General features: G+C 67.9%; 19 protein-coding genes, 1 tRNA gene and 1 pseudogene. 9 read left to right on the top strand and 12 right to left on the bottom strand.

What is annotated here, in order from left to right:
- Positions 1–65 precede the first annotated feature (65 nt).
- The 8 genes from ACWEVN_RS25070 to ACWEVN_RS25035 all read left to right on the top strand — a co-directional run bounded on the left by ACWEVN_RS25070 (position 66) and on the right by ACWEVN_RS25035 (position 5,590).
- A tRNA-Pro gene (locus ACWEVN_RS25070) sits at positions 66–139 on the top strand.
- A gap of 102 nt (positions 140–241) precedes the next feature.
- Complete coding sequence (locus ACWEVN_RS25065) at positions 242–1,243, top strand: tyrosine-type recombinase/integrase (protein ID WP_452052910.1); 1,002 nt, start codon at positions 242–244, stop codon at positions 1,241–1,243.
- 182 nt (positions 1,244–1,425) lie between these two features.
- A complete protein-coding gene (locus ACWEVN_RS25060; RefSeq protein ID WP_452052909.1) occupies positions 1,426–1,782 on the top strand; it encodes a hypothetical protein in 357 nt (118 codons plus the stop codon).
- The gene (locus tag ACWEVN_RS25055; protein ID WP_452052908.1) at positions 1,779–2,198 is read left to right on the top strand and encodes a hypothetical protein; all 420 of its coding nucleotides are present in this window, start codon (positions 1,779–1,781) and stop codon (positions 2,196–2,198) included. The genes ACWEVN_RS25060 and ACWEVN_RS25055 overlap by 4 nt, the downstream gene beginning before the upstream one ends.
- A complete protein-coding gene (locus ACWEVN_RS25050) occupies positions 2,195–2,689 on the top strand; it encodes a hypothetical protein (protein ID WP_452052907.1) in 495 nt (164 codons plus the stop codon). Before ACWEVN_RS25055 ends, ACWEVN_RS25050 begins: the two co-directional genes overlap by 4 nt.
- The gene (locus tag ACWEVN_RS25045; protein ID WP_452052906.1) at positions 2,683–4,221 is read left to right on the top strand and encodes a hypothetical protein; all 1,539 of its coding nucleotides are present in this window, start codon (positions 2,683–2,685) and stop codon (positions 4,219–4,221) included. Before ACWEVN_RS25050 ends, ACWEVN_RS25045 begins: the two co-directional genes overlap by 7 nt.
- A gap of 23 nt (positions 4,222–4,244) precedes the next feature.
- Positions 4,245–4,862 carry an RNA polymerase sigma factor gene (locus ACWEVN_RS25040; protein ID WP_452052905.1) on the top strand — a complete coding sequence of 206 codons (618 nt, stop codon included), beginning with the start codon at positions 4,245–4,247 and terminating at the stop codon, positions 4,860–4,862.
- The gene (locus ACWEVN_RS25035) at positions 4,859–5,590 is read left to right on the top strand and encodes a hypothetical protein (protein WP_452052904.1); all 732 of its coding nucleotides are present in this window, start codon (positions 4,859–4,861) and stop codon (positions 5,588–5,590) included. The genes ACWEVN_RS25040 and ACWEVN_RS25035 overlap by 4 nt, the downstream gene beginning before the upstream one ends.
- A 1,254-nt stretch (positions 5,591–6,844) precedes the next feature.
- Here the strand turns inward: ACWEVN_RS25035 and ACWEVN_RS25030 are convergent.
- The 4 genes from ACWEVN_RS25030 to ACWEVN_RS25015 form a co-directional block, all read right to left on the bottom strand.
- Positions 6,845–8,563, bottom strand: coding sequence for a UvrD-helicase domain-containing protein (locus tag ACWEVN_RS25030; protein ID WP_452052913.1), 1,719 nt, complete (start codon positions 8,561–8,563; stop codon positions 6,845–6,847).
- Complete coding sequence (locus tag ACWEVN_RS25025) at positions 8,563–10,410, bottom strand: ATP-dependent nuclease (RefSeq protein WP_452052903.1); 1,848 nt, start codon at positions 10,408–10,410, stop codon at positions 8,563–8,565. Before ACWEVN_RS25025 ends, ACWEVN_RS25030 begins: the two co-directional genes overlap by 1 nt.
- A 238-nt stretch (positions 10,411–10,648) precedes the next feature.
- A complete protein-coding gene (locus ACWEVN_RS25020; RefSeq protein WP_452052912.1) occupies positions 10,649–12,880 on the bottom strand; it encodes a heavy metal translocating P-type ATPase in 2,232 nt (743 codons plus the stop codon).
- Positions 12,881–13,119: 239 nt separating this feature from the next.
- A complete protein-coding gene (locus ACWEVN_RS25015) occupies positions 13,120–13,326 on the bottom strand; it encodes a heavy-metal-associated domain-containing protein (RefSeq protein ID WP_452052902.1) in 207 nt (68 codons plus the stop codon).
- A 134-nt stretch (positions 13,327–13,460) separates the two neighbouring features.
- Here ACWEVN_RS25015 and ACWEVN_RS25010 point away from each other — a divergent pair, with 134 nt between their 5' ends.
- A complete protein-coding gene (locus tag ACWEVN_RS25010) occupies positions 13,461–14,036 on the top strand; it encodes a sigma-70 family RNA polymerase sigma factor (RefSeq protein ID WP_452052901.1) in 576 nt (191 codons plus the stop codon).
- Between the two features lies 1 nt (position 14,037).
- Here ACWEVN_RS25010 and ACWEVN_RS25005 read toward each other — a convergent pair whose 3' ends face one another.
- The 8 genes and pseudogenes from ACWEVN_RS25005 to ACWEVN_RS24970 all read right to left on the bottom strand — a co-directional run.
- Positions 14,038–14,592, bottom strand: coding sequence for a vitamin K epoxide reductase family protein (locus ACWEVN_RS25005; protein ID WP_452052900.1), 555 nt, complete (start codon positions 14,590–14,592; stop codon positions 14,038–14,040).
- Entirely contained in the window at positions 14,589–15,323 is a 735-nt protein-coding gene (locus ACWEVN_RS25000; RefSeq protein ID WP_452052899.1) for a DsbA family protein, read from the bottom strand. Before ACWEVN_RS25000 ends, ACWEVN_RS25005 begins: the two co-directional genes overlap by 4 nt.
- Positions 15,323–17,569: a heavy metal translocating P-type ATPase gene (locus tag ACWEVN_RS24995; protein WP_452052898.1), complete on the bottom strand. Its 2,247-nt coding sequence runs from the start codon at positions 17,567–17,569 to the stop codon at positions 15,323–15,325. Before ACWEVN_RS24995 ends, ACWEVN_RS25000 begins: the two co-directional genes overlap by 1 nt.
- Before the next feature lie 8 nt (positions 17,570–17,577).
- On the bottom strand, positions 17,578–19,479 hold the full coding sequence (locus tag ACWEVN_RS24990) for a cytochrome c oxidase assembly protein (protein WP_452052897.1): 1,902 nt from the start codon (positions 19,477–19,479) through the stop codon (positions 17,578–17,580).
- A 73-nt stretch (positions 19,480–19,552) separates the two neighbouring features.
- Positions 19,553–20,167 (bottom strand): DUF5134 domain-containing protein, encoded by a 615-nt coding sequence (locus tag ACWEVN_RS24985; protein WP_452052896.1) that lies wholly within the window; start codon positions 20,165–20,167, stop codon positions 19,553–19,555.
- A complete protein-coding gene (locus ACWEVN_RS24980) occupies positions 20,164–21,507 on the bottom strand; it encodes a PepSY-associated TM helix domain-containing protein (protein ID WP_452052895.1) in 1,344 nt (447 codons plus the stop codon). The genes ACWEVN_RS24985 and ACWEVN_RS24980 overlap by 4 nt, the downstream gene beginning before the upstream one ends.
- 233 nt (positions 21,508–21,740) lie before the next feature.
- Positions 21,741–21,965, bottom strand: a complete 225-nt coding sequence (locus ACWEVN_RS24975; protein WP_452052894.1) for a hypothetical protein — start codon at positions 21,963–21,965, stop codon at positions 21,741–21,743.
- Positions 21,966–22,039: 74 nt separating this feature from the next.
- Positions 22,040–22,404, bottom strand: a pseudogene (locus tag ACWEVN_RS24970) (zf-HC2 domain-containing protein); the annotation flags it as partial.

The raw sequence follows: 22,404 nt of genomic DNA, 5'->3' as shown, positions 1-22,404 counted from the left end.
CCCGGGTGCGCGGCCAGCTTAGCGTGACCCGCTAGGCTGATCACACACCCCCCTGGGGGTGGACCCGGGATGTGGCGCAGCTTGGTAGCGCATCCGCTTTGGGAGCGGAGGGTCGCAGGTTCGAATCCTGTCATCCCGACATACAGGGCTGGACCTGCGGGTTCAGCCCTTTGTCGTGTCGGCCGATCCGGCTCGGGAGCTAGCACAGCGCTCAGTGACACTTCGCTTTGAGAGTGAACACATGAGGACGCAGCCAGCCGCAACACCCGCTCCAGCCTGGGCAACAGCCCTCATCGACGAGTGGTCGATGACGCTGGAATCCGAGAACAAGAGCCCCAAGACGATCCGGTGCTACACAGACGTCGCCCGGAAGTTCCACGTCTGGCTGGCCGAGCCCATCGCGCCACCCGCGGACGACGATCCTCGTGCCTGGCTCAACCGCCTGCCTGCTCCGCCGGAAAGCCCTGAGGACTACCGCGACTCGCACGTCAAGGCGTGGATCGCGTACCGCCTGGCCACGACCAGCCCCGGCAACGCCAACAACAACTACCGAGCGCTACAGACTTACTTCAACTGGCTCCTCGACGAGGACGAGATCGAAACGCATCCGATGGCGCGGATGAAGCCGCCGCACGTCCCTGAACAACCGGCGCCGATCACGTCAGTCGATTTCATCAAGAAGGTGCTCGCCGGGTGCGCGGGCAAAGACTTCGTCAACAGGCGCGACGAGGCGATCATCCGACTGATCTGGGACACCGGCGGCCGCCTCTCCGAGATCGCGAACATCGACTTGGAACGCGACCTTGACCTACAACGACGGGTGGTGAACGTTCTCGGCAAGGGCGGAAAGTGGCGGGCACTGCCGTTCACTCCTGGCACCGGTAAGGCCATCGCCCGCTATATCCGCGTCCGGTCCCGGCACCCCCATGCCGATATGACCACGCGACTGTGGCTCGGCGAGCACCGACGCCGCACCCCATTATCTGACAACGGCATCAAAATCATGCTGCGACGCCGAGGACGCGCTGCCGGTGCGCACGAAGAACTCGGCCGCAACCTGCATGCGCACCTTGGTCGCCACTTCCAATCACATCACTTCCTGAAAGCCGGCGGCAGCGAGGGCGATCTCATGCTGCTGAACGGCTGGACCACCGCGCAGATGGCCCGCCGATACGGGAAGAGCGCCGCAACCGACCGGGCACACGAGGCCGCAAACCGTATTCGCGTAGGTGAGCTTCTGTAGATCCCAAAGTATTAGTCCCCGAACCACACAGACGGGGAGATACGTGCTTACTGGGCGTGCCGAACGTCCTCCTTCCCTGGTCAAAGGCCCTGCCGAAAAAGTTTCGGCTGAGGGGTTACAAGCGCTCGGGGTCGCTCGCCAAGAAGTCGAGGCCCCGCAACGGGGCCACGGAAGGAGCGGCGATGAACGCCGAAGAGCAGGTCGTCGAAGTCGACGTGGACCTCGTCGAGTCCGACGGGATCGCGATGAACGAGCGAGCGGAGCGACGCAAGAAGGCCTACGTCGTCGAGGTGCGGACGCCAGCTGGGTTCGAAGCCCGGTTCCGCGTCCACCCCCAGGAGAAGGTCGAGAAGCTCGCCCGGCAGGCCGAACGCCATTTCGTCCGTCGCGGCGAGCTGGCCGAGGGTAACTACCGGCTCGAGAAGCTGGCGGGTGGGACGTCGGTGCCACTTGTCCCGTCGGCGACTCTCAAGGAGGCAGGCGTGGCGGCCGGCACCGAGTGCGTCTTGGTCGTCGCGGACCCGCAGGTCGACGGATGACGACGCATCCCGCGCTGCTCACGCAGTTGCTCGACGACGAAGTCGAGGTTGCCCGGTCCCGGCTCGGGGACCGGGCAACCGGGATCGAACGCGTGAGCTCGACGATCCTCGTGCCGCTGTCTGCACCCGACGGCGGCCCACTGCTTCTGGTGCTGGACGGCGCGAAGTTCGACGCTGAGCCCTTCGGCGTGACTGTCACCGAACTCGATGGCTGCCCGGCTCCGCAGGAGCAGTGGCCAGCCGGGCTCGGCGCGAGCATGCACCCGGTCCTGAACCGGCCGTTCGTGTGCGTCAGAGGCTGCGCGGAGTACTACAGCCACCCCAGCCACCTCCAGGAGAGCTGGGACACGGTCCGCAACACACTGCGTCTAGCGGAATTGCTCGACCACCTGTTAAGGAGGGCGGGAAAGCCATGACCGAGTATCGCGTCCTGCTGCCCGAGCAGGTTCTCGCAGAGGCCGAAACCTTTCTCACCGAGCGCGGAAGCCACGGGGTCGAGGGCACTGGGCTCATCGCGTGCGCGCGAGCGGGAGCCGGCGGCCCCTGGGTCGCCCGTCGCTTCGTCGCGCCCGACCAACGAGGCCAACGAGTAGGCCTCGGGTGCTGGGTCGAAGTCACCGACGCCGGCAAGCGCGAGCTCGCCAGCACGCTGGGCCGCGACGAACGCTACCTGGTCAGGCTCCACAGCCACCCGGGCGAGGCATTCCACAGCTCCACCGACGATGAAAACCCCGCGCTGACTTTCATCGGCGCCTTGAGCATCGTGGCGCCCTACTTCGGGCTGGGCTTGCGGCGAGGCCTCGACGCCTGCGCGACCTTCCGGCTGACCCCGCTGGGATGGCGGCCAATCGACAGCAGCCGACGTGAATGGCTGCGCACGGGGGCACCGGAGGAGACGACATGGTGACCGATCCGAGGCTGCGCCTGGTCCAGGGCACCGACCTCGCGGACCACGAACAGCGCGTGCTCAGCGCTCTGGACAGCAGGCGGGTGATTCTGCGGTTGCACGGTGCGCCCGGCAGTGCCGCGGCGGGCGTCGGGCTCCTGGTGAGCTTGACCGCGAGGCTCTTCGCCCACGTCGAGATCGACGGCGACGCCGAGGCCAGCGTTTCCGGCATGACGATGCCGGCGACTGAGCTACTCGGCAGACTCGGCTGGCTCCGCCCACCCGCGGCGGCTACCGCCACGAGCGACACGGTGATCGCCATCGGCGATACCCACGACAGCGCAGTTGACCTCGGCGTCGGCGGCGGCATATGGACCGCGACGCTGGCGAGAGGCCAGCACGTGCCGGTCGCGACCGGCACAAGCGCACCACACTTCGGCCTGCAAGGCGCCGCGTGCCTTGCCGTTGCCGAACTCGTCAAGGACGTCTTGGCCCCACTCGGCCTGAAAGCTCGGTTCCTTCAAAACCGCATCACCTGGGACCTTTCGAACTACGGGCTGGCTTCGGTCGAGCCATCGCCCGGTGGTGACACGCGAACCGACCAGCACCTCGCGATCGCCGGTGTCGGCTCGGTCGGCACGAGCGTCCTGTCGGCCTTGCTCAGCGGCCCGGAGCCCTTCGTCTCGTCAGTCGACCTCATCGACCCCGAGAACTTCGACGCCCGGAACCCGTACCGCTATCCAGCCCTGCTCGACGATGTCGTCGGTGAGAACAAGGTCCTGTGGGCAAGCAGCCAACTCACCCAATCGGGGGTTCGCGGGGAGCCGCATCCTGTTCGGCTGGCGGAGTGGATCTCCCAGCAGCCCCGCCCCGGATTTCCGGGCGTGCTCGTGGCGTCGCCCGACACGCTCGACGGGCGGCGCGATGTCGCCGACGTGCTGGCCCGCGAGACCTTGTCCATCGGCGTCGCCGGAATGGCCTTCCACGTCTCACGCCATCACCCCGACGACGACCTCGCTTGTCCCTACTGCGAGTACGTGGACAGCACACCGGTGTCCTCACAGGAGGAGGCCTTCGCAGCGCAGACCGGCCTGAAGGTGGCCCGAATTCGTCAGCTCATGCAGCCCGGGGCTCTACTGACCGCGGCCGACATCGCCATCAGTGTGGCCGGGGGCAAGGTCACCTCCGACTCCGCTGTCTGGCTCGCCGGCCGCCGACTGGACGACCTGGTGGCCAGGGCGTATGCCGAGGTGGCCGTGCCTGCTCCGGGGCAACGCAATGCGGGAGGACAGGTCTTACTCGCGGCGCCTTATGTGTCCGCGTTGGCAGGCATCTTGGCCGCGATCGAGGTGTACAAGGGCCATCTGGGAATGCCGAAGGTCGATCGGCGCGCCGACGTCGACCTCACCGGTCTCCCCCAAGGCTTCGTGCGCCGACCCGCGGCCGACCCCTCAGGGAGGTGTCTGTGCGCTTCTCCCTTTCGACAGCGAGCGGCGGCAGCCCTCTACGGCGCGGGCGCCCAGGTTTCGGCGCGTCGAAGCGGCGCAGACTGAACGTGATGGGGAACACTTAACGCATGCCGGCGGGATCGCAGGCCGCCTCGGACGGCCCGGACTGGAAGGCGCTCTACAACGAGCACCGCACGATGATGCACCGAGTCGCTGCACGGGAACTCGCGCAGACTGGACGCGGCGACACAGACGCGCTGGACATCGTCCAAGAAGTATTCGTCTCCGTGATCAAGAAGCCACCGGTGGACGTCGACGACTGGGCTCGATACTTGGCGACGGCAACCCGCAACCGGGTGACCAGCTACTACAGGCGGCCCGATCACCAGAGGACACGGCTCGCCTCGCCCGCAGGCGATGGCGAGCCGCGGGTTGTCGAGCCGGCTCCCGCCGAAGCGTCCTCCGAGGCCGTCGCCCGCCGACTCGAAGCCGAAGAAGTGCAGCATCGGCTACTCACCCTGATCGACGCGATGCCTCCTCAGCGCGCCGCCGTACTGAGGGCGCGGATCTTCGACGGAAAGGACGTCGGCGCCATCGCCGCAGAGCTCGGAACATCTTCACCCAACGTGAGCAAGCTGCTCAAACGCGGGCTGGAGGAGATCACGCCCGAGCTTCGCAAATTCGGCGTCGAGGACGATGTCCTGCAAAATCTCCGACGAACACGGAAACCGGGAGGTACGTCTTGAGTCGCTTCGACGACGATCGCCCGGACGCTGACTTGCCCTCCGGCGCGCCGGTATCAGACACGTCTCCGGCAGCGGCAGAGGCGGGCGCCCGGTATCTGGACGACCCGTCGACGGCTTTGGAGATCGGACCTGATCATCCTGCGGACGTTCGCGCGATGGTCTTGATGCTGGCTACCGCCAGAAACGACGTCGTTACCCTCAATCACTTGCGGTCCGGCGCTGCCCCTGTCGCTCCTCCTCCGCTGGAGGACGATGCGCTGGCAGTCGCGCTGGGTCTCGTTCCATCGCAGCAGGCGGCACTCTCCGGGCCCGCACTTCGAGCGGCGCGTCAACGCAAAGGTCTGAAGGCAAGCCAGCTGGCAAAGGCTGTCACTGATGCCGGTCATCCCGTTCGCTCAGGTGAACTGCAGCGTTGGGAGGGTGCGACCTCGATTCCTATGCCCGCCGAGACTTTAGGCGCTTTCGCCACCGCACTCGGTGTCTCTGTCACGAGCCTCAGTGACGCCACAGAAGTACCTTCGGCCTACGCCAGCTCGCGTCGCTTTCATCGGCTCGTAGAACGGCTGGCGCGGTGCCTGAAAATACCGCTAGTGCTGGCCCAGACTCAGCTGCTCGCCAACGCAGCAGCACCTGCTCGTCGCGGACAAGGATACACCGACGATCACGTGCTGAACGCGCTCGAGGAGTATGTCGAAGAACATGAACGCCGCGAAGGAAAAACGAAATGACTATTCTCGGCCACGCAGATCGGATCGTTTCGTCACTTTCTCCGCAGGTGCGCTCCGCCTTCATCAGTGCACCCAAGCACGCGGTCGAACTCTTGGGCTTGACCGCCCGGCCTGTCGCCCAGCTTCAGGAGCGACGAGGCGACGGTGGCTGGTGCGATGGGATCTCATTCCTTAACGACGGTCTATTGCTCTACTCTGAGACACCGTTTAGTCGGCGCGAAAACTTCACTCTTGCCCACGAAACCGCGCATTGGCTGGTCGACCACGACGACGATGCCGCGGATTGGGTCGCCGACCACGAGTCTCCCGAGGTGACACTAGAGCAACTCTGCGACCACATCGCCGGTCGCCTGCTCGTTCCGCCTGAAGTGCTCTCGCGCGTCGTGGGGAACAGCCCTCCGCGGGCCGCGCACCTTGAGAAACTTTACAGTGTGACAAACGCGAGTGAGCCGGCATGCGCAATCGCCCTTACGAGACATCTCGGAGGATTTGGTGCCGCAGTTCTGATTGACCTCGACACAAGGGCAGTGAAGTACGCTTCGATCGTCTGGGATGGCTTCGACGGGCGCCCAGTTGCCTACCCTTGGACAGATCAATATGCACCACAAGGCCACACCCTCCGCGCGATGCCGGCCAACGAGAGGCGAACCACCAAGTCGTGGTGGGCCACTCCGTGGGGACAACGACAAAGCTTCTACCTAGATGCGATCGCCTCCGACAGGGTAATTTTCGCAATATTCAGCGAACAAGACCTATGGGAGATAGAAAAACTCCACGTTGACGTTGCTGAACGCCAGGTAGACAAGCCAAGTCAAGAAGTGGTTTGCAAATGCGGATTCTCCGGAACGATCTCCGGATTTCCATGCCCCGCTTGCGACGTCTTATTTTGCCCAAAGTGCAAATCCTGCGGTTGCCAACGACTATTTGCCCGCCATCAACCGTGCACTAAATGCTTTACCTCAAGTCCGACACACACTCTCAAGGATGGACTGTGCGTCGAATGTCAATAGCACCACCGTCATCGCACAACCAGAAGCGGCATAGTAGATATCAGCACATCGACTAAGGCTCAACCTGGAACATTCAGCCGACAAATGCCCGAGGAACGCGAGTTGTCCAACAGGCGCAGGCCGTGAAACACGATGAACTGGTGGGCGCCAGCCCTAAGTTCCATGTCTGCATCCTGCCACGCACAGCTTTCACAGCGAACACTGACAGCTGCGCCCGCCGGTACACCTAAAACGGCTAGTTGACTTAGGACGATTTCTGCGAGCGCGGCACGAGCGGGAACGCATTCTTTGGCCGTATGAAAAACACGTTATGCCGCGCGCGCGTGATGGCAACACGTATAACACGACGCTGCTGGGTGATGCGCTTGTCGTTCCAGTCCGGATCGATGAGCTTCGGCGTATGCAGACCCTCGACGATGATTACACCGTCGAATTCCTTACCTTTTGACTTATGCATATTCATCAATGTGACCGCACGCGGCTCCGCGGGACGCCCCTCAACGAGCTCGTCCGAGAGAACTTGGCGCACGATTTCCACAGCTCCGCGGTAGGAGCCTCGACCATCCCAGGCGTCGGTCAGACCCCACGCCAAAGCATCGGTGGCGTGCAGTAACCGGAGCATGCGAGCTTTGCCGAATATCTCACGCAGCTCAGTGGATCCGCGCAGCCGCGCGCGCGCGAGTTGCCAGTCTGCGACTGGGTTTCCGGTCAGCTGAATCCCGTGGTCGAATTCCGCTATTACCGCCTTTCCAGTCTTTGTGCGGGGCGTCTTACCATCGTTAATGGCTTGAATTGCATTACTGGTAGCCTTGACTGCCGAACGGGCCGACTGGGCCTGCTTGTCGGTGAATTTGACTCGGTAGAAGTCTGCGATGCGGTGAAGAGTGGCGGTGATCGCCTCGTATCGTTCGAGCGATGGCCACTCGAGAATGCTCGCAACGACGTAGCCTGCTGCCGCGGCGAGCACGGGATCCCAGACCAGCTCGTGGTCGATGGGCGGAAGCTGATTTTCATTAAGAGTTTGCTCCGTGGATATCGCTTCTGAAATGCCGGCAACAAAAGCGCTGGACGGTCCGAGGACGACAATCGTGGGCTCCCGTCCGAGTTGCTCGGTCAGGACAGCTCGGAGATGCAGTATCACGTGGTGAGCGACGACTTCGGGAGTGTACGGGTACCTGTAGTGCACGTACTGTACGGACGCCGGCTGTTCGACAGGACTGTTACGGAGGACGGCATTGGCGTAGTCGAGGATGCCGTTGCCCGCGCTGCGGTGGTTGTCGCCGGCGAGGTCGAATGGCGTCGGGTTCAAGGCTGTGACTGCGTGCTGCAGGCGTTCTTCGTCGACTCCTTTGACGAAGCCTTCGTAGATGCGTTGGTCAGCGTCAGCAAGAAGGATTACAGTGGACTTTTCGGCGATTGCCTGAATAGCGCGCCACTGGTCAATATTGGTGTCTTGGAATTCGTCGACGATCACGAGAGGATAGCGGTCGCTGTAGAGCGCTCGAAGGGCAGGGCTCCGTTCAAGGAGGGTGGCTGCCGTGGCGGCGAGTTGATCAAAGACGAAGGTGCCACGGCTGGCCAGCGCGATGGTCTCGGCGTCCCAGTCACCGTCATGATCGGCCTGGAGTTGTCGTTCGGCGTCGGGGGCGAGGAACACCGCGGTGGTGCCGGTCAGTAGGTGGCCATGGGAGCGGACGAAGTCGAGAAAGAACGCGTGAAAAGTTCGGACCTCTAAGAGAGGGCGGATGGCCAGGGGCAGGTGTTCACCGACACGATCGGAGATCTGCCGCACGGCGGCGCGAGAGAACGACAGGAATACGACGTGTTGCTCAGCTTCCAGCGTCTCTAGCGTCCGTGCGGCTTTGAGCAGGGCGATGGTGGTCTTTCCGCTTCCTGGACCACCTTGGATGAGCAGATGGCCAGGTGCTGCGACAATTTTCTTACGGGTGTCGTCGAGCTTCATCACGCGTTGCCATCGTCTGAATTGTTGGACTGCGCGGCGTCTTCGGGTGCCAGCTCATTTTCGGCCGACGGGAGCGGGGACAGGTGCTGGTGGATATCGAGCAGAAGCGTCACCAGGCTAGCAGGCAATTCGTCTCGGCTACACTCGGCTATGAGCAGCGGCGCGAATGACTCTGTGCCCTTTTTTCTTTTCAGAACGTCGCGTGTCAGATCGCGAACCTCTTCGTCGCTCGCCTGCTCGGGAAGTTGGCCGCACTGTGTAGGGTAATCGCTCCGTGCGGACACTGTGTTGAGGAACTTGCGTTGTGCGGCGACCGGAATCTCGGTGGCGAGGAGATCCTCGATCCCGGCATAGCCGATGTCCATGTGGATGGCGAACGAGCTGGCACTGGTGGCTTGATCGGGTGTCAACGGCGTGTTCGGAGTGTCGTGGACTCCGAACACTGTCTTGCCCATCGCGGCGAAGATCGGTCCGTACTGCGGGACGCTTGTGTCACTGCCGGCGTTGAACAGGCTCAGCCCCGCGACGTCGGGGTGCTGGTAGGCGGTGGCGGAGTCAGCGTCGAGGGCGTCCGCGACCGCGAGAAGGGTTACGACTTCGGTCGCTCCCTCAACGACCAGAACGCCGCGGGCGAGTACGGCCTCGGCGAATTGGCGCCGCTCCTGCCGGTACCGCTTCGGCTTGAGTTCGTTCCCGAGGTCAATCGGACTGCTGCTCAGAACTCCGTCGTCGTCGCGTCTGAGCACCACGATCTGACCCGGATCGAATCGCTCGATCACGTAGGGCGAGTGGGAGGTGACGATTGCTTGGCCCATGGTACCGGTGACGAAATCGACGAGGCGTCGCTGTGTATGCGGAGGCAGGGCGATCTCGGGTTCTTCCATGGCGAAGATGACCGAATCCGGTCCTCGAAGGTCGGCGATGTAGGTTAGCAGCGCGAACACGAGTACGTTGAGGGCGCCGGTCGACAGGCGATTGAATGGCACAGGGTAGGTGCCCGGGTGAGTGGCGATAAACATTCTTAGCACTTCACGTAAGTGCTCGCGGGTCAGGTCCGAGGGTCGCACACCAATTGCACTGTCACTGGAGGGAACCGATAGGAAGTTTTGTACACGAGACAGCACGGCGCTACGAATGTCGGAGAATCCCGATGTGCTCTCGGCCAAGTTGATCTGACCGAGCGCGTCGAGTGCGCTGGTCCACAGGGATCCGGTCCGGTCTGATTCCAGCCGAACGATGGTGTCGATCAGCGAGCCGCGGCCGAAGCTCAACGCTCGGCTTCCTGTACGATTTGGCCTCAGATAGAGAAAACCGCAGTACCGCTTGTCGTCTCGCCGAAAGGGCGAGAGCGGGCCGCCGAGGTCGTCCGCAGCGTAGTCACCTTCGGAGCGGCGAGGATGCGAGAAGAAGGTGCCACCTTCGAAATCATCGTCGACCGCGTTGAACCGCCCCAGGAAAACCACGGGCAGGCACCACTCGCCTTCGACCAGGTCGACCGCGTCCTCGGCAGCGGGTGGGGCGAAGTCGTTGTTTTCTCTGGACCAGGGTCGCAGGTGACCGCGGAACCTGCGGTTCGCCTCCTCTGAAAGGTCCGTGAGCACGACCTCGATGCGCACTTCTGTCGGTTCGACGGAATCACCGGCTGGCGCATCGGCTGTCCGGTAGTGGGTTTGATGGAAGTCGTACTCATCAATGACCGGCCGCCGGTAGAGCCTTTCCAAACCTAAGACAAGCTCAAGAGCCTCGCACACAGTGGATTTTCCGACCGCGTTCCCGCCCACCAGCAAACTGTGCGAGTCCAGCAGGACGCTACCGCTGCTGACGCCCCGGAAGTTACTGATCGACACTCGTCGTACCTTCACCGATCTCCTGCCCACTGCACCGAGTGATTTGGCGTCCCGCCAAGCGGGAGTGCACATTCAGCTATCGGTGCGCTGAGCAAGATGTTCCAGCGGAACCCGAATCGAATCCAGATCGTAACTCTCCGCCATCACCCGGCATCCGAGTATTCACCGAGCGTCGCAACTGTCGAGGTGCGACAGGAGGCGCCGTTTGGAAGGTGATCCGCCTACGTCTCCCCCGTGGTCACAACGCCTTCAATTCCATCCGCCCGGGCTGGTCCCCAGCCGGCTGGAACCGGGTTAGACGCAGGCTGTTCGACACGACCAAGCAGCTCGACAACGCCATCGCGGCGCCAGCGATCATCGGGTTGAGTAAACCCACCGCGGCCAGCGGTAGTGCCGCGACGTTGTACGCCAATGCCCAGAACAGGTTCACCTTGATCGTCGCCAGCGTCCGGCGGGACAACCGGATCGCGTCGACCGCGGCCATCAGGTCCCCGCGCACCAACGTCAGGTCTCCTGCTTCGATGGCCGCGTCGGTTCCGGTGCCCATCGCCAGGCCCAGGTCCGCGGAGGCCAGTGCGGCCGCGTCGTTGACGCCGTCGCCGATCATCGCCACCACGTGCCCCCGTGCCTTCAGGTCCGCGATCACGTCGACCTTCTGCTCCGGGGAGACGTCCGCGATCACCTCGGTGATCCCCGCCTCGCGGGCGATCGCCTGGGCCACCGCCTCGTTGTCGCCAGTGAGCAGGATCGGCGTCAAGCCCAGCCGCCGCAGCTGGAACACCGCCGGCGCCGACGTCGGCTTGACCGTGTCGGCCACTACCAGCACCGCGTGCGCGAACCCGTCCCAGGCCAGGATCACCGCCGTGTGACCCGCTTGCTCCGCCTTCCGCTTCGCCGCCAGCAACGACGACGGCAGCCGCACCGACAGGCGGTGCATCAGCTCGGGTCGGCCGACGACGACCCGATGCCCGTCGACCCGGCCGAGGACACCGAACCCGGCGACGTTGCGGAACTCCAGCACCTCCCCCACCGAACCGAACCGCCGCAGCGCCGCCGACACGACGGCGTCGGCGATCGGGTGCTCCGACGCGTTCTCCAGCGCCCCGGCCAGCTGCAACGCCATATCCGCCGGGACACCGTCGACCGTGCGGACGGCGACCAGGCTCATCTTCCCGGTGGTCACGGTACCGGTCTTGTCGAGCACGACCGTGTCCACCCGGCGCGTCGATTCGAGCATCTCCGGGCCCTTGACCAGGACGCCCAGCTGGGCGCCACGGCCGGTCCCGACGAGCAACGCTGTCGGGGTCGCCAGCCCGAGCGCGCACGGGCACGCGATGATCAGCACAGCGACCGCGGCCGTGAAGGCCGCCGCGGTGTCCGCACCGGATCCGAGCCAGAAACCCAAGGTGGCCACCGAAAGTGCCATCACGATCGGTACGAACACGGCGGAGACGCGGTCCGCGAGCCGCTGCACGTCGGCCTTGCCGCTCTGCGCGCGCTCGACCATCGCGGCGATCCGCGAGAGCCGGGTGTCCGCGCCGACGCGCGTCGCGCGCACCACCAGGCGGCCGCTCATGCTGACCGTCGCGCCGACGACCGGGGTCCCGGCCGACACCTCGACCGGCACGGCCTCGCCGGTCACCAGGCTCAGGTCGACCGCGGAGTCGCCTTCCTCGACGACGCCGTCGGTGGCGATCTTCTCGCCGGGCCGGACGATGAAGCGGTCGCCGACGCGTAGCTGCTCGGTCGGGACGCGCTCTTCGCGACCGCCGCGCAGGATCGAGACGGACTTCGCGCCGAGGTCCAGCAGCGCGCGCAGGGCCGCGCCGGCCCGGCGCCGTGATCGGGACTCGAAGTACCGGCCCGCGAGGATGAACAGCGTGATGCCGGTGGCGACCTCGAAGTAAATGCCGTCCAGGTTGTGGTCGGCGGCCAGCGTCAGCTCGAACTCGTGCCGCATGCCGATGACGCCCGCGCCGCCGAAGAACAGGGCGTAGAGGGACCAGAGGAACGCCGCCGCGACGCCCATCGACACGAGCGTGTCCATCGTCGCGGTCGCGTGGCGCAGGTTCGTCCAGGCCGCACGGTGCAGCGGCCACGCGCCCCACGCGACGACGGGAGTGGCCAGCACGAGCGACACCCACTGCCAGGCCGGGAACTGCAGCGCGGGCACCATCGCCAGCAGGATCACCGGCGCGCCCAGCGCGGCCGAGCCGAGCAGCCGCTGCCGCAGCAGGTCGGGCGGCGCCTCGGTGGGCTCGGCGGTCTCCGGCTCGGGCGGTGCCGGTGGCTGCGCGGTGTAGCCGGCGGCTTCGATCGTCCGGATGACGTCGTCGACCGTCAGCGCGGGCGGCACCGCGACGAGCGCCTTTTCGGTGGCGTAGTTGACCGAAGCTTCGACGCCGTCGAGGCGGTTCAGCTTGCGCTCGATCCGCGCCGCGCACGAGCCGCAGGTCATGCCGCCGATGATCAGCTCGATCTCCCCGCCGGCCGGCGCGACAGGCGTGGGCGGCGGCGCCGGAGCAGGCGGAGCGGCGGGCGCTACGGAGTGCCGGGCATCTGCATACCGGGCACCGAGGGCAGCGATTGGCGTGGTGAGGGGCTCGGGCCCACGAGGCTGCCCAGGAACCAGGCCAGGCCGAACACCAAGCCCAGCAGTAGCGCGAACCCGCCCACCTTGGCCGAAGTCGGCATGACGGCCTCTCTCGTTCATCGGACGAGCTGGTAGCCCGCGACCTGCACCGCGCCCTCGACCTGCTCCGGCGCCAGGGCGCCGTCGCTGGTCACCAGGACGCGGCCGGAGTTCAGGTCGACGTCGACCGCGCGGACCCCGGGCAGCTCGCCGACCTCCTCCTTGACCGAGGCGACGCAGTGGCCACACGTCATTCCCGTCACCACGTAAGAGCTCTGAGTCATCGTCGCACCTTCCCGGCCGTGGCCGTCTCGTGACGAGGCAGTGGCCTCGCCGTAACAAGAGGTCGGCCCGGATCGCCGAATGGTTCCCGCGAATTTCTTTGAACCATCGCGGCTCGAGCCGCGTACTAGCCGGTGTGAGGCCACTCTCCTCGGACGACGCCGAGATCACGCGGTGTGCCCGGCTCGCCGGCCGCGGCGACCGGGTCGCGCTCGAGCGGTTCCTGCGCGCGACCCAGCCGTACGTCTGGCGGTTCGTCGCCGGCTTGTGCGACACCCAGTCCGCCGACGACCTGGTCCAGGAGACCTACATCCGGGCGCTGGGCAGTCTCAGCCGGTTCCGGGCGGAGTGCTCGGCGCGGACGTGGCTGCTGACGATCGCCCGGCGGGTGGTGGCGGACCACATCCGTGCCCTGCAGGCGCGCCCGCGATCGGCCACCTTGGCCGACTGGCAGGCCGTCGCGGGCCGCACCGATGGCTGGGAGCGCACCGCGTTCGAAGAACGCGTGCTGCTCGACGACCTCGTCGCCGCGCTCGAACCGGACCGGCGGGACGCCTTCGTGCTCACCCAGACGCTGGGACTGTCCTATGCGGACGCGGCCGAGGTGTGCGGCTGCCCGGTCGGCACCATCCGCTCCCGGGTCGCGCGAGCCCGCGACGACCTCGTGGCGGCGCTGGGCGACGCACCCGTCCGGCACACCGCCGCCGGCTGAGTCACAGCAGGGTGCGCCAGTAGCTCCAGAACTCCTGCAGGTTCAGCGCCACGATCACGACGTACCAGAGCGCCAGGGCTCCACTGTGGACTCGGCGTAGCACGCCGCCGATCCGGGTGCCGCTCAGGTTGTGCAGTGTGGTGTACCAGAAGGTCGCGATCGTCACGGCCCAGACGACCATGCAGTACGGGCAGAGCGCGTGGATCCGGTACAGGCTGGCGAAGATCAGCCAGTGCACGAACACGACGCCGAAGGTCGTGCCCAGTTGCATGCCGAGCCAGCCCCAGCGCGGGGGCTGGTAGCCGGTCAGCAGCACCACCCCGAACGTCACGACGACCGCGAACGCGGCCACCCCGATGATCGGGTTGGGGAAGCCGAACGCCGCCGCCTGCGGGCTGTCCATCACCGAGCCACAGGACAGGACCGGGTTGATCGAGCAGCTCGGCACGTAGGACGGGTCCTTGAGCCGCTCGATCTTCTCCAGGGTCAGCGTCACGGCCGCGACGAGACCGAGCGCGCCGCCGATTGTGTAGAGCCCCCCGAGGGCCCGGTTCACATCAGCGCCTTGTCGATCTCGCCGCGCAGCTGCTGGGCGATCTCGGGGTAGGTCTGGCCGGTGGGCTTGAACCGGGTGCCGTTGACGAAGATCGTCGGGGTGCCGGAGACGCCGGCCTTCTCGCCGTCGGCCTTGCCCTGGTCGATGCGTTGCTGCACGGCCTGCGACGCGAGGTCGGTGCGGAAGCGGTCCAGGTCGAGGCCGATCCCGGTCGCGTAGTTCTCGAACTTCGCTTGGGCGCGGGCGGCGTCGTCGCTGACGTTCTGCCCGTCGGCGGCGAGCGCCCAGGCCGGGTAGTCGCCGTAGAGCTTGTCGAACATCGGCTGGTACTTGCCCTGCAGTGACGCCGCTTCGGCGGCCTTGGCCGCGGGCACGGCCAGCGGGTGCATCGGCAATGGGAAGTTGCGGGTCACGAAGGTGATCTTGTCCGCGTAGTCGTGCTCCAGGGACTTCGTCACGTTTTGGTAGTAGGCCTCGCAGACCGGGCACTGGTAGTCGAGGAACTCGACGACGGTCACCGCGGTGCCCGGCGACGTCGTCAGCGTGTTGCTGTCCGGGTGGCGCAGCACGTCGGCCGCGACCGCGCCCGGCGGCGCCGACGAGTCACTGCGGTTGAAGATGAGGATCCCGCCGATGACGACGACGGCCAGCGCGAGGACGACGATCGTCGTCCAGGCGTTGGCCGACAAGCCCTTCTTCGCGGTCACCACGTTCACCTTCTTCTTCGCCATCAATCGAGCCTTTCCTTATCACCGGCACCGTCGAACGAACGCAGCCGCAGGCTGTTGGAGACCACCAGGACCGAGGACAGCGACATGGCCGCGCCCGCGATGAGAGGGTTGAGCAGGCCGAACGCCGCCAGCGGCACGGCCGCCACGTTGTAGCCGAACGCCCACACCAGGTTCCCGCGGATGATCCGCAGCGTCCGGTCGGCGAGCCGGATCGCGTCCGGCACCACCCGCAGGTCTTCGCGCACGAGCACCACGTCCGCCGAGCGCAGCGCGATGTCGCTGCCGTGCGCCACGGCCATGCCGAGGTCGGCGGTGGCCAGCGCCGGGCCGTCGTTGATGCCGTCCCCCACCATCGCGACCCGGGCGCCGGCGGCCCGCAGCGCCTCGATCTCCCGGGCCTTGTCCGCGGGCAGGACACCCGCACGGACTTCGTCGACGCCGATCTCGGCCGCCACGGCCCGCGCCGCGACCTCGTGGTCACCGGTGAGCAGCACGGTCCGCAGGCCGTACGCCCGCAGCTCGGCCACGGCGGCCGCGGCGGACGGCTTCACGACGTCACGGACCTCGATGACCCCGACGGTCTCGCCGTCGACCGCGACGAGCACCGGGACGGCCCCCGCCGCCTGGATGTCATCGACGTGCTCGACCCCGGCGATCCCGCGTTCGGCGAACAGCCGTGGACTGCCGACCAGGACGACACGACTGTCCACAGTGGCTTCAGCGCCGAGCCCGGGTAGCGCGGTGAACGCGTCGATCTCCGGGAGAGCAGGCAGTTCCGCGCGGGCGGTTGCCACCACGGCGGCGCCGATCGCGTGCTCCGATCCCGACTCGGCCGCGCCCGCGAACCAGAGGAGGTCGCCGCGGCTGCGGCCGGGTGCCGGGTGGCACCCGGTGACCGTCATCCGGCCGGTGGTCACGGTGCCGGTCTTGTCCAGCACGACCGTGTCGACCTTCCGGCTGGCCTCCAGGGCGTCCGGCCCCTTGATGAGGATGCCCAGCTGAGCGCCACGGCCGACGCCGGCCATCAAGGCGGTCGGCGTCGCCAGGCCGAGGGCGCACGGGCAAGCGATGATCAGGACCGACACGGCCGCGGTGAAGGCGTCCCGGACCGGGCTCCCGGTCAGCAGCCACCCGGCCAGGGTGAGCAGGGCCAGCCCCAGCACGACGGGGACGAACACCGCGCAGATCCGGTCGACCAGCCGCTGCACCGACGCCTTGCGGGCCTGGGCCTGCTCGGCGAGCGCGGTCATCTGCGCGAGCTGGGTGTGGCTGCCGACCGCGGTCGCGCGGACCACCAGCAGCCCCTCGCGGTTCACCGACGCGCCGATCACCCGATCGTCCGGCGCGACCTCGGCGGGCACCGGCTCACCGGTGACCGCACTGACATCCACAGTGGACCGTCCACTTTCGACGACGCCGTCGGCGGCGAACGCCTCACCCGGCTTGACGACGAACCGGTCGCCGACGACCAGCTCACCGATCGGCACCATCCGCTCGACGCCGTCACGCACAACCCGCACGTCCTTGACGGCGAGGGCGTCCAGCGCGGCCAGCAGTCCGGCGGCGCTGCGCCGCGACCGGCTCTCGAAATAGCGACCGGCCAGCAGGAACGTCGTCACGCCCGCGGCGACGTCGAGGTAGATCGCGTCCGCGCCGGGCGCGGTCGGCCCGAACCCCACCCAGTAGCCGGGTTCGTGGCCGCCGAACACCGTCGCCCAGGCCGACCAGAAGAACGACGCCAGCACGCCGAGCGACACCAGCGTGTCCATACTGGACGACCGGTGCCGCAGGTTCCGCAGCGTCGCGCGGTGGAACGGCAGCGCGGCCCAGAACACCACCGGCACGGCGAGGGCGAGGCAGAGCCACTGCCAGCCGGGGAACCGCAGCGACGGCACCAGGGCGAGCGTGATCGACAGGTCGCACAGCGGGACCGCCAGCACGGCGGCGACGATCAACCGGCGACGCAGGTCACGCACCCGGGCCGAAGTCAGGTCTTCGTCGTCGCCTTCGCCGCGGACGTGGGCACCGTAGCCCGCCTTGCGGATGCGCTCGACCAGGACGTCGTCGCCGAGCGCGGCCGGGACCTGCACGGTGGCGCGCTCGGTCGCGTAGTTGACCGAGGCGCGGACGCCGTCGAGCTTGTTGAGGGTGCGTTCGACCCGCGCCGAGCAGGCGGCGCAGGTCATTCCGGTCACGGCCAGGTCGACCGTGCGGACATCCCCGGTGACCGGGGTTGCGGTGGTCATGAAACTCCTCAGTTCCGGCGTGCCGCGAGTTCCGCGAGCATCGCGTTGTAGGCGTCGAGATCGGCTTCGCCACGGCGATCGGCCCGACGGGCCTTGCGCTCGTCGTCGCGCGACCACTGCACGAGCAGGGCCACCACCATGACGACCATCGGGATTTCCCCGCTGGCCCAGGCGATCCCGCCGCCGAGACGCTGATCGGCCAGCAGGTCACCGGCCCACGGCAGCGCCAGGTAGTGGTAGTAGGTGGACGCGACCAGGGTCTGCTTGCTCATCAGGATCACGCCGAAGAACGCGTGGAACGGCATGACCGCGAACAGCATCCCCAGCCGCGCCAGGTGCGGCACCTGCCGCGGTGTCCGGTCGGCGCCGACCGCGACCCAGGCGAACAGGTAGCCCGTCACCAGGAAGTGGGCCTTCATCAGCTGGTGCGCCCAGTGGAAGAGCATCGCCTGGCCGAACAGATCCGAGAAGTACAGCGCGTAGAACGACCCGGTGAAGAGGATCGCGGCCACCGCGGGGTGCGCGAAGAACCGGGTCACCGGGGCGTGCAGCAGCGACGCGATCCCTTCGCGCGCACCGGGAACATCGCGGCTCGCGGGCAACGCGCGCAGCGCGAGGGTCACCGGACCGCCGAGGACCAGCAGCACGGGCGCGAACATGTTCAACGCCATGTGCGTGACCATGTGCAGGCTGAACGTTCCCGGGGCGTAGACGCCGAGGCCCGACGACGTGACGACCACGACGATCGCCCAGCCGGCGACCCAGGCGGCCACCCGGCCCGGCGGCCAGTGGTCACCGCGTCGCCGCAGCCGCCGGACGCCGAGCAGGTACGCCGTCACCGCGATGAGCGCGAGCGGGAGGAACAGCAGGTCCGGCCGCCAGTCGCCGACGAGCCGGGCCAGGGTCTGCGGGGCGTCGAGGCCGTAGCCGAGCACGGTTTCCTGCACGGTGGCCGGGTGGTTGACGAACGCGGGCGGCACGAGCGCGGTCAGCGCCGCCGATCCCCCGGTGCCGAGCGCCAGCAACACCAGCTCCGCCACGACGAACCGACGGCGACGCCACACCGCGATGCCGAAGCCGGCGGCCAGCAGCAACGCCGTCTCGAGCGCGAGGACGAGCCCGTAGCGGGTGAACAGCCCGTCCGGCCGGGTCAACGCGAACCCGGCCACCGCGCCCGACAACGCCGTGACCACGAAGCACGCCAGCGACAGGCGGCGGTAGCGAACCAGGGTCGGTTCCGGGATCGGTCCCCGGCGCGCACGGGCCAGCAGCGCGACCAGCGCACCGAGCCACGCGGCCGCCGCGGGCACGTGCCAGAACAACGCGTTGGTCGCCAGGTCGTGCCCGGCGCCCACCGATCCGTGGCCCACGGCCACCAGCGGCAGCAACCCCACGCCCGCGGCGACGGTCGCGGCGACGACCGTGCGCCAGGCCATCGCCGGCCACGCCAGCGCGGTCGCCACGGCGGCAGCGACCGCCACGCACAGCCAGGCCTTCGGTTCCTCGGTGGCGCCGAAGGTGGGCAGGAACACCTCGGGCCGCAGGATGCGCGACACCGGCAGACCCGCGGCGCTCGCCGCCGAAAACGGGACGGCCACGACCGCGGCGGCCAGCCAGCACGCTGCACTGCCCGCGGCGAACCGGCTCGCCGCGTAGGCGTCCGCCGACAGGGAACCGCCCCGGCGGCCCGGCGCGACGAACGCAGCGAACACCAGCCCGCCGAAGCACCCGGCGGCCGCGGCGTCGGCCACGAACCGGACGACCGCGAACCCGTAGGTGGTCAGCGGGCCCGGATCGGCGTTGCCGAGCGGCGCGTACACATCGCCCGCGGTCGCGACGACGAGCAGCAGCAGCGCCAGCCCCGCAAGCACCGCCGTCACGACCACCACGCGGAACCGGGACGTCTTCACCCCTCAGCCGTCGGCCACGTCACCACCGGAGTTCCGGAATGTGACCCACCCCACAACTGTCCACTGAGGAGGGTCAGGCCATCGCCAGCAGCATCAAGGCCATGCCCAGCGCCATGACGCCGCTGGTACCGCTGCCGAGGCTCCGCAGCGGCGGCCGGGACGCGCGCGCCTCGTCGATCGCCCGGCTCAAGAAGACCAGCCCGGCCACGACGAAGACAGCCACCAGTACCAGCGCGACGGCCGTGACGTCGGCAGGGGTCGCCCCGGCTGCGCCGGACGCGGACATCAGCATTCCCTCGTGTCCCGGCATGTCCATCGTGCCGCCGGGTCCGGCCATGCCGCTCATGGCGCGGGGCATCACGAACACCATCCACGCCATGGCCCCCATCATGACGACGTGGTAGATCGCCACCCGCGGGCCGCCGTGGTCGGCGTGCGCGGTGCCGCTGGCGGCCACGCCGACGAACCAGACCGCGGCCGCGGCGAAGAACACCGTCTGCGGCCAGCGCGCGACGCTCATCGTCGCCGGCCACGCCATCGCCACCATGGCCACGCACATCACCACGTGCAGTGCGTCGCCGGTCCGCTCCGCGGGCGTCCCCTGCCGCAGGCAGCGGTAGGCGCAGAACGTCCCGGTCGCCACGAAGATCGCGGTCAGGATCCAGCGCAGGCCCTCCGCTGTGATCACGCGTCCGCCTTCTGCCGCCGCGCCTCGAGCGCCGCGTCGACGACGAGGAAACCCAGCAGGGACAACCCGAACAGCGGCAGGTAGTACCCGACCACCGCGACCACGACGAGCGTCGGTGCCAGCACCCGCCCGGGGATCCGCCGCCACACGCCGCGCACCGGCGGCCGGCCGACCCGGGCTTCGCCCCGCGTCGGCCTTCGCAGCCACCACATCCGGTAGCCCCACACGATCACGCCGATCAGCGCGACCGCCAAGAGTGTCAGCACGATCTGGTTCCAGATCCCGAACAGGAAGCCCATGTGGGCGTCGATCCCCCAGGTGCTCAGCTTGGCCGCGAGGGTGTAGTCGGCGAAGCGCAGCGTGTCGGTGATGGCGCCGGTCGACGGGTCGACGGCCATCGAGTCGGCCTGCACGGGCCAGCTCCGGCCGACCTGCGCCACGATGTACCCCTTGCCGGGCCCGGCGGGTGGCCGGACCTCGACCGGATCGGTCAGCCCGGCTTGCCGTGTCGCCTCGCGAGCGCCGTCGAAGCCGATGTCGCGTCCGCCGGGGGAAGCGGGAACCGTCGCCGACACCGACGGGCTGGTCCAGTCCAGCTGCGTCCGCAGTTCGGTGATGCTGTTCCCGGCGTACTGCGACCACGTCAGCCCGGTGGCGGAAAGGAACAGCAGACCGATCGCCAGCACCAGCCCGGTCCGGCCGTGCCAGGTCAGCAGCTTGGCGCGGGGACTGGCGGCCGCGGCGCGCTTGCGGCGGACCCGCCCGAACCAGAGCGCGAGCCCGGCGAGCACGACCACCCACAGCCAGCTGGCCGCAAGTTCGCTGTACAGGCGCCCGAAATCACCCATGTGCAGGCTGCGGTGCAGGACGTCGATCCAGCCGCGCAAGGGCATCGCCTGGCCGGAGCCGTAGGTCTCCAGCTGTCCGCGGACGTCGCCGGTGTGCGGGTCGACGAACACCGTCCAGTGGAAGCTGGGCTCCAGGCCCGGCCGGGTGAAGATCACCTGGGTCGTGTCGGTGGGGGTCGGCCCGGGGCGCACCCCGGTCAGCGTGCCGTCCGGCACGAGCGCCTTCGCCATCGCGGCCTGCTGGTCGAGCGGGACGCTCCCGGCCGCCGCCGGGACGTGCAGTTCGTGGTCGTAGACGGACTGTTCCACCTGGGGCGCCCAGACGTAGGCGAGCCCGGTGACGGCGGCGACGAGGAGGAACGGACCGATGAAGACGCCCGCGTAGAAGTGCAGGCGCAGCAGCAGCGGACGGATCGCCGCCCAGCCGAACCGTGGCCCGGCCGGGCTTTCCCGTTCCGGCGCGAGCTCGTCGGAGTTCTGGTCGATGGACATCGGGCTCCCTTCATCCGCCGCCCTCCGGAGAAAAGGTCGGCCCGCGGCCGCCGCTGGTTCCCGGGAATCCGGTGACCCGGCTCACGCCGGTCGGGAAAGGGCTTTCGGCCACCCTAGGGAACTTTGCCCAGCGGGAAGCCGACCACTGGATCGCGGGGATCACCTCGCGTCAGGGCCGGCGGCACCGCTGGGGGTTTTCCACTCCTGAGGCTCCCGGGTCGCCGCCGGCCCGCTCAGCCCGCCGGGGTGAGCACCGCGTCCAGGACTCCCGACTTCACGTCGGCGACGAGCACCGCCAGCTGTTCGCGGCTCATCTCGATCCGCTGGCCGAAGTCGTCGGTGATCACCACCTCGCGCTCCGCCGGAGCGTCGTCGACCAGGTATAGCTCCGGGCACCCGCAGTCGCACTGGCCGCAGAACGTCGCGATGTGCCGCATTCCGGAACCTTGCTCGGACATGACCACCAACTCCTCGTCGCCGGATCCCCTCTTCCGGTAGTCGGCTGCCGGGCCCGTCCGGTTCCCGCCGGGTCTCAGGCCGCGCGCCGGCCGGTGGGCAACTGGGGGAACCGGCGTCCCGGCGCACGCTCCGGCGCATCGCCCGGCACGCCGCCGGCGCGGCCGGTCCCGAACCCGCCCGGGCCGGGCACGCGGTCGGCCGACGGGGGCGCCGGCATCCGCGCGTGCTGTCGCCGCACCGCGAAGAGCAGGACGACCCCGGCGACGACGAGGCCGTGGCTGGCCACCCGGTCGAGCGCGACCTGCCCGGTCGACAGGTCGACGCCCGAGACGATGCCGAGCACGACCACGAACCCGGCGAGGGCGGGCAGGAGGCCGGCGGCGGCCGCCGGGCGCAGCGCGGCCCACAGCAGCCCGATGCCGACGGCGACGTTCCAGG

It is taken from the genome of Amycolatopsis sp. NPDC003861 (genome assembly GCF_053605405.1).
The sequence above is the reverse complement of the archived record's forward strand: the minus strand, read 5'-3'. Positions and strand labels throughout refer to the sequence as shown.

Excerpts from the sequence above, each read along its gene's own strand:
- ACWEVN_RS25065 (WP_452052910.1), top strand. The coding sequence starts at position 242 with ATGAGGACGCAGCCAGCCGCAACACCCGCTCCAGCCTGGGCAACAGCC.
- ACWEVN_RS25060 (WP_452052909.1), top strand. The coding sequence starts at position 1,426 with ATGAACGCCGAAGAGCAGGTCGTCGAAGTCGACGTGGACCTCGTCGAG.
- ACWEVN_RS25055 (WP_452052908.1), top strand. The coding sequence starts at position 1,779 with ATGACGACGCATCCCGCGCTGCTCACGCAGTTGCTCGACGACGAAGTC.
- ACWEVN_RS25050 (WP_452052907.1), top strand. The coding sequence starts at position 2,195 with ATGACCGAGTATCGCGTCCTGCTGCCCGAGCAGGTTCTCGCAGAGGCC.
- ACWEVN_RS25045 (WP_452052906.1), top strand. The coding sequence starts at position 2,683 with ATGGTGACCGATCCGAGGCTGCGCCTGGTCCAGGGCACCGACCTCGCG.
- ACWEVN_RS25040 (WP_452052905.1), top strand. The coding sequence starts at position 4,245 with ATGCCGGCGGGATCGCAGGCCGCCTCGGACGGCCCGGACTGGAAGGCG.
- ACWEVN_RS25030 (WP_452052913.1), bottom strand. The coding sequence starts at position 8,563 with ATGAAGCTCGACGACACCCGTAAGAAAATTGTCGCAGCACCTGGCCAT.
- ACWEVN_RS25015 (WP_452052902.1), bottom strand. The coding sequence starts at position 13,326 with ATGACTCAGAGCTCTTACGTGGTGACGGGAATGACGTGTGGCCACTGC.
- ACWEVN_RS25000 (WP_452052899.1), bottom strand. The coding sequence starts at position 15,323 with ATGGCGAAGAAGAAGGTGAACGTGGTGACCGCGAAGAAGGGCTTGTCG.
- ACWEVN_RS24995 (WP_452052898.1), bottom strand. The coding sequence starts at position 17,569 with ATGACCACCGCAACCCCGGTCACCGGGGATGTCCGCACGGTCGACCTG.
- ACWEVN_RS24980 (WP_452052895.1), bottom strand. The coding sequence starts at position 21,507 with ATGTCCATCGACCAGAACTCCGACGAGCTCGCGCCGGAACGGGAAAGC.
- ACWEVN_RS24975 (WP_452052894.1), bottom strand. The coding sequence starts at position 21,965 with ATGTCCGAGCAAGGTTCCGGAATGCGGCACATCGCGACGTTCTGCGGC.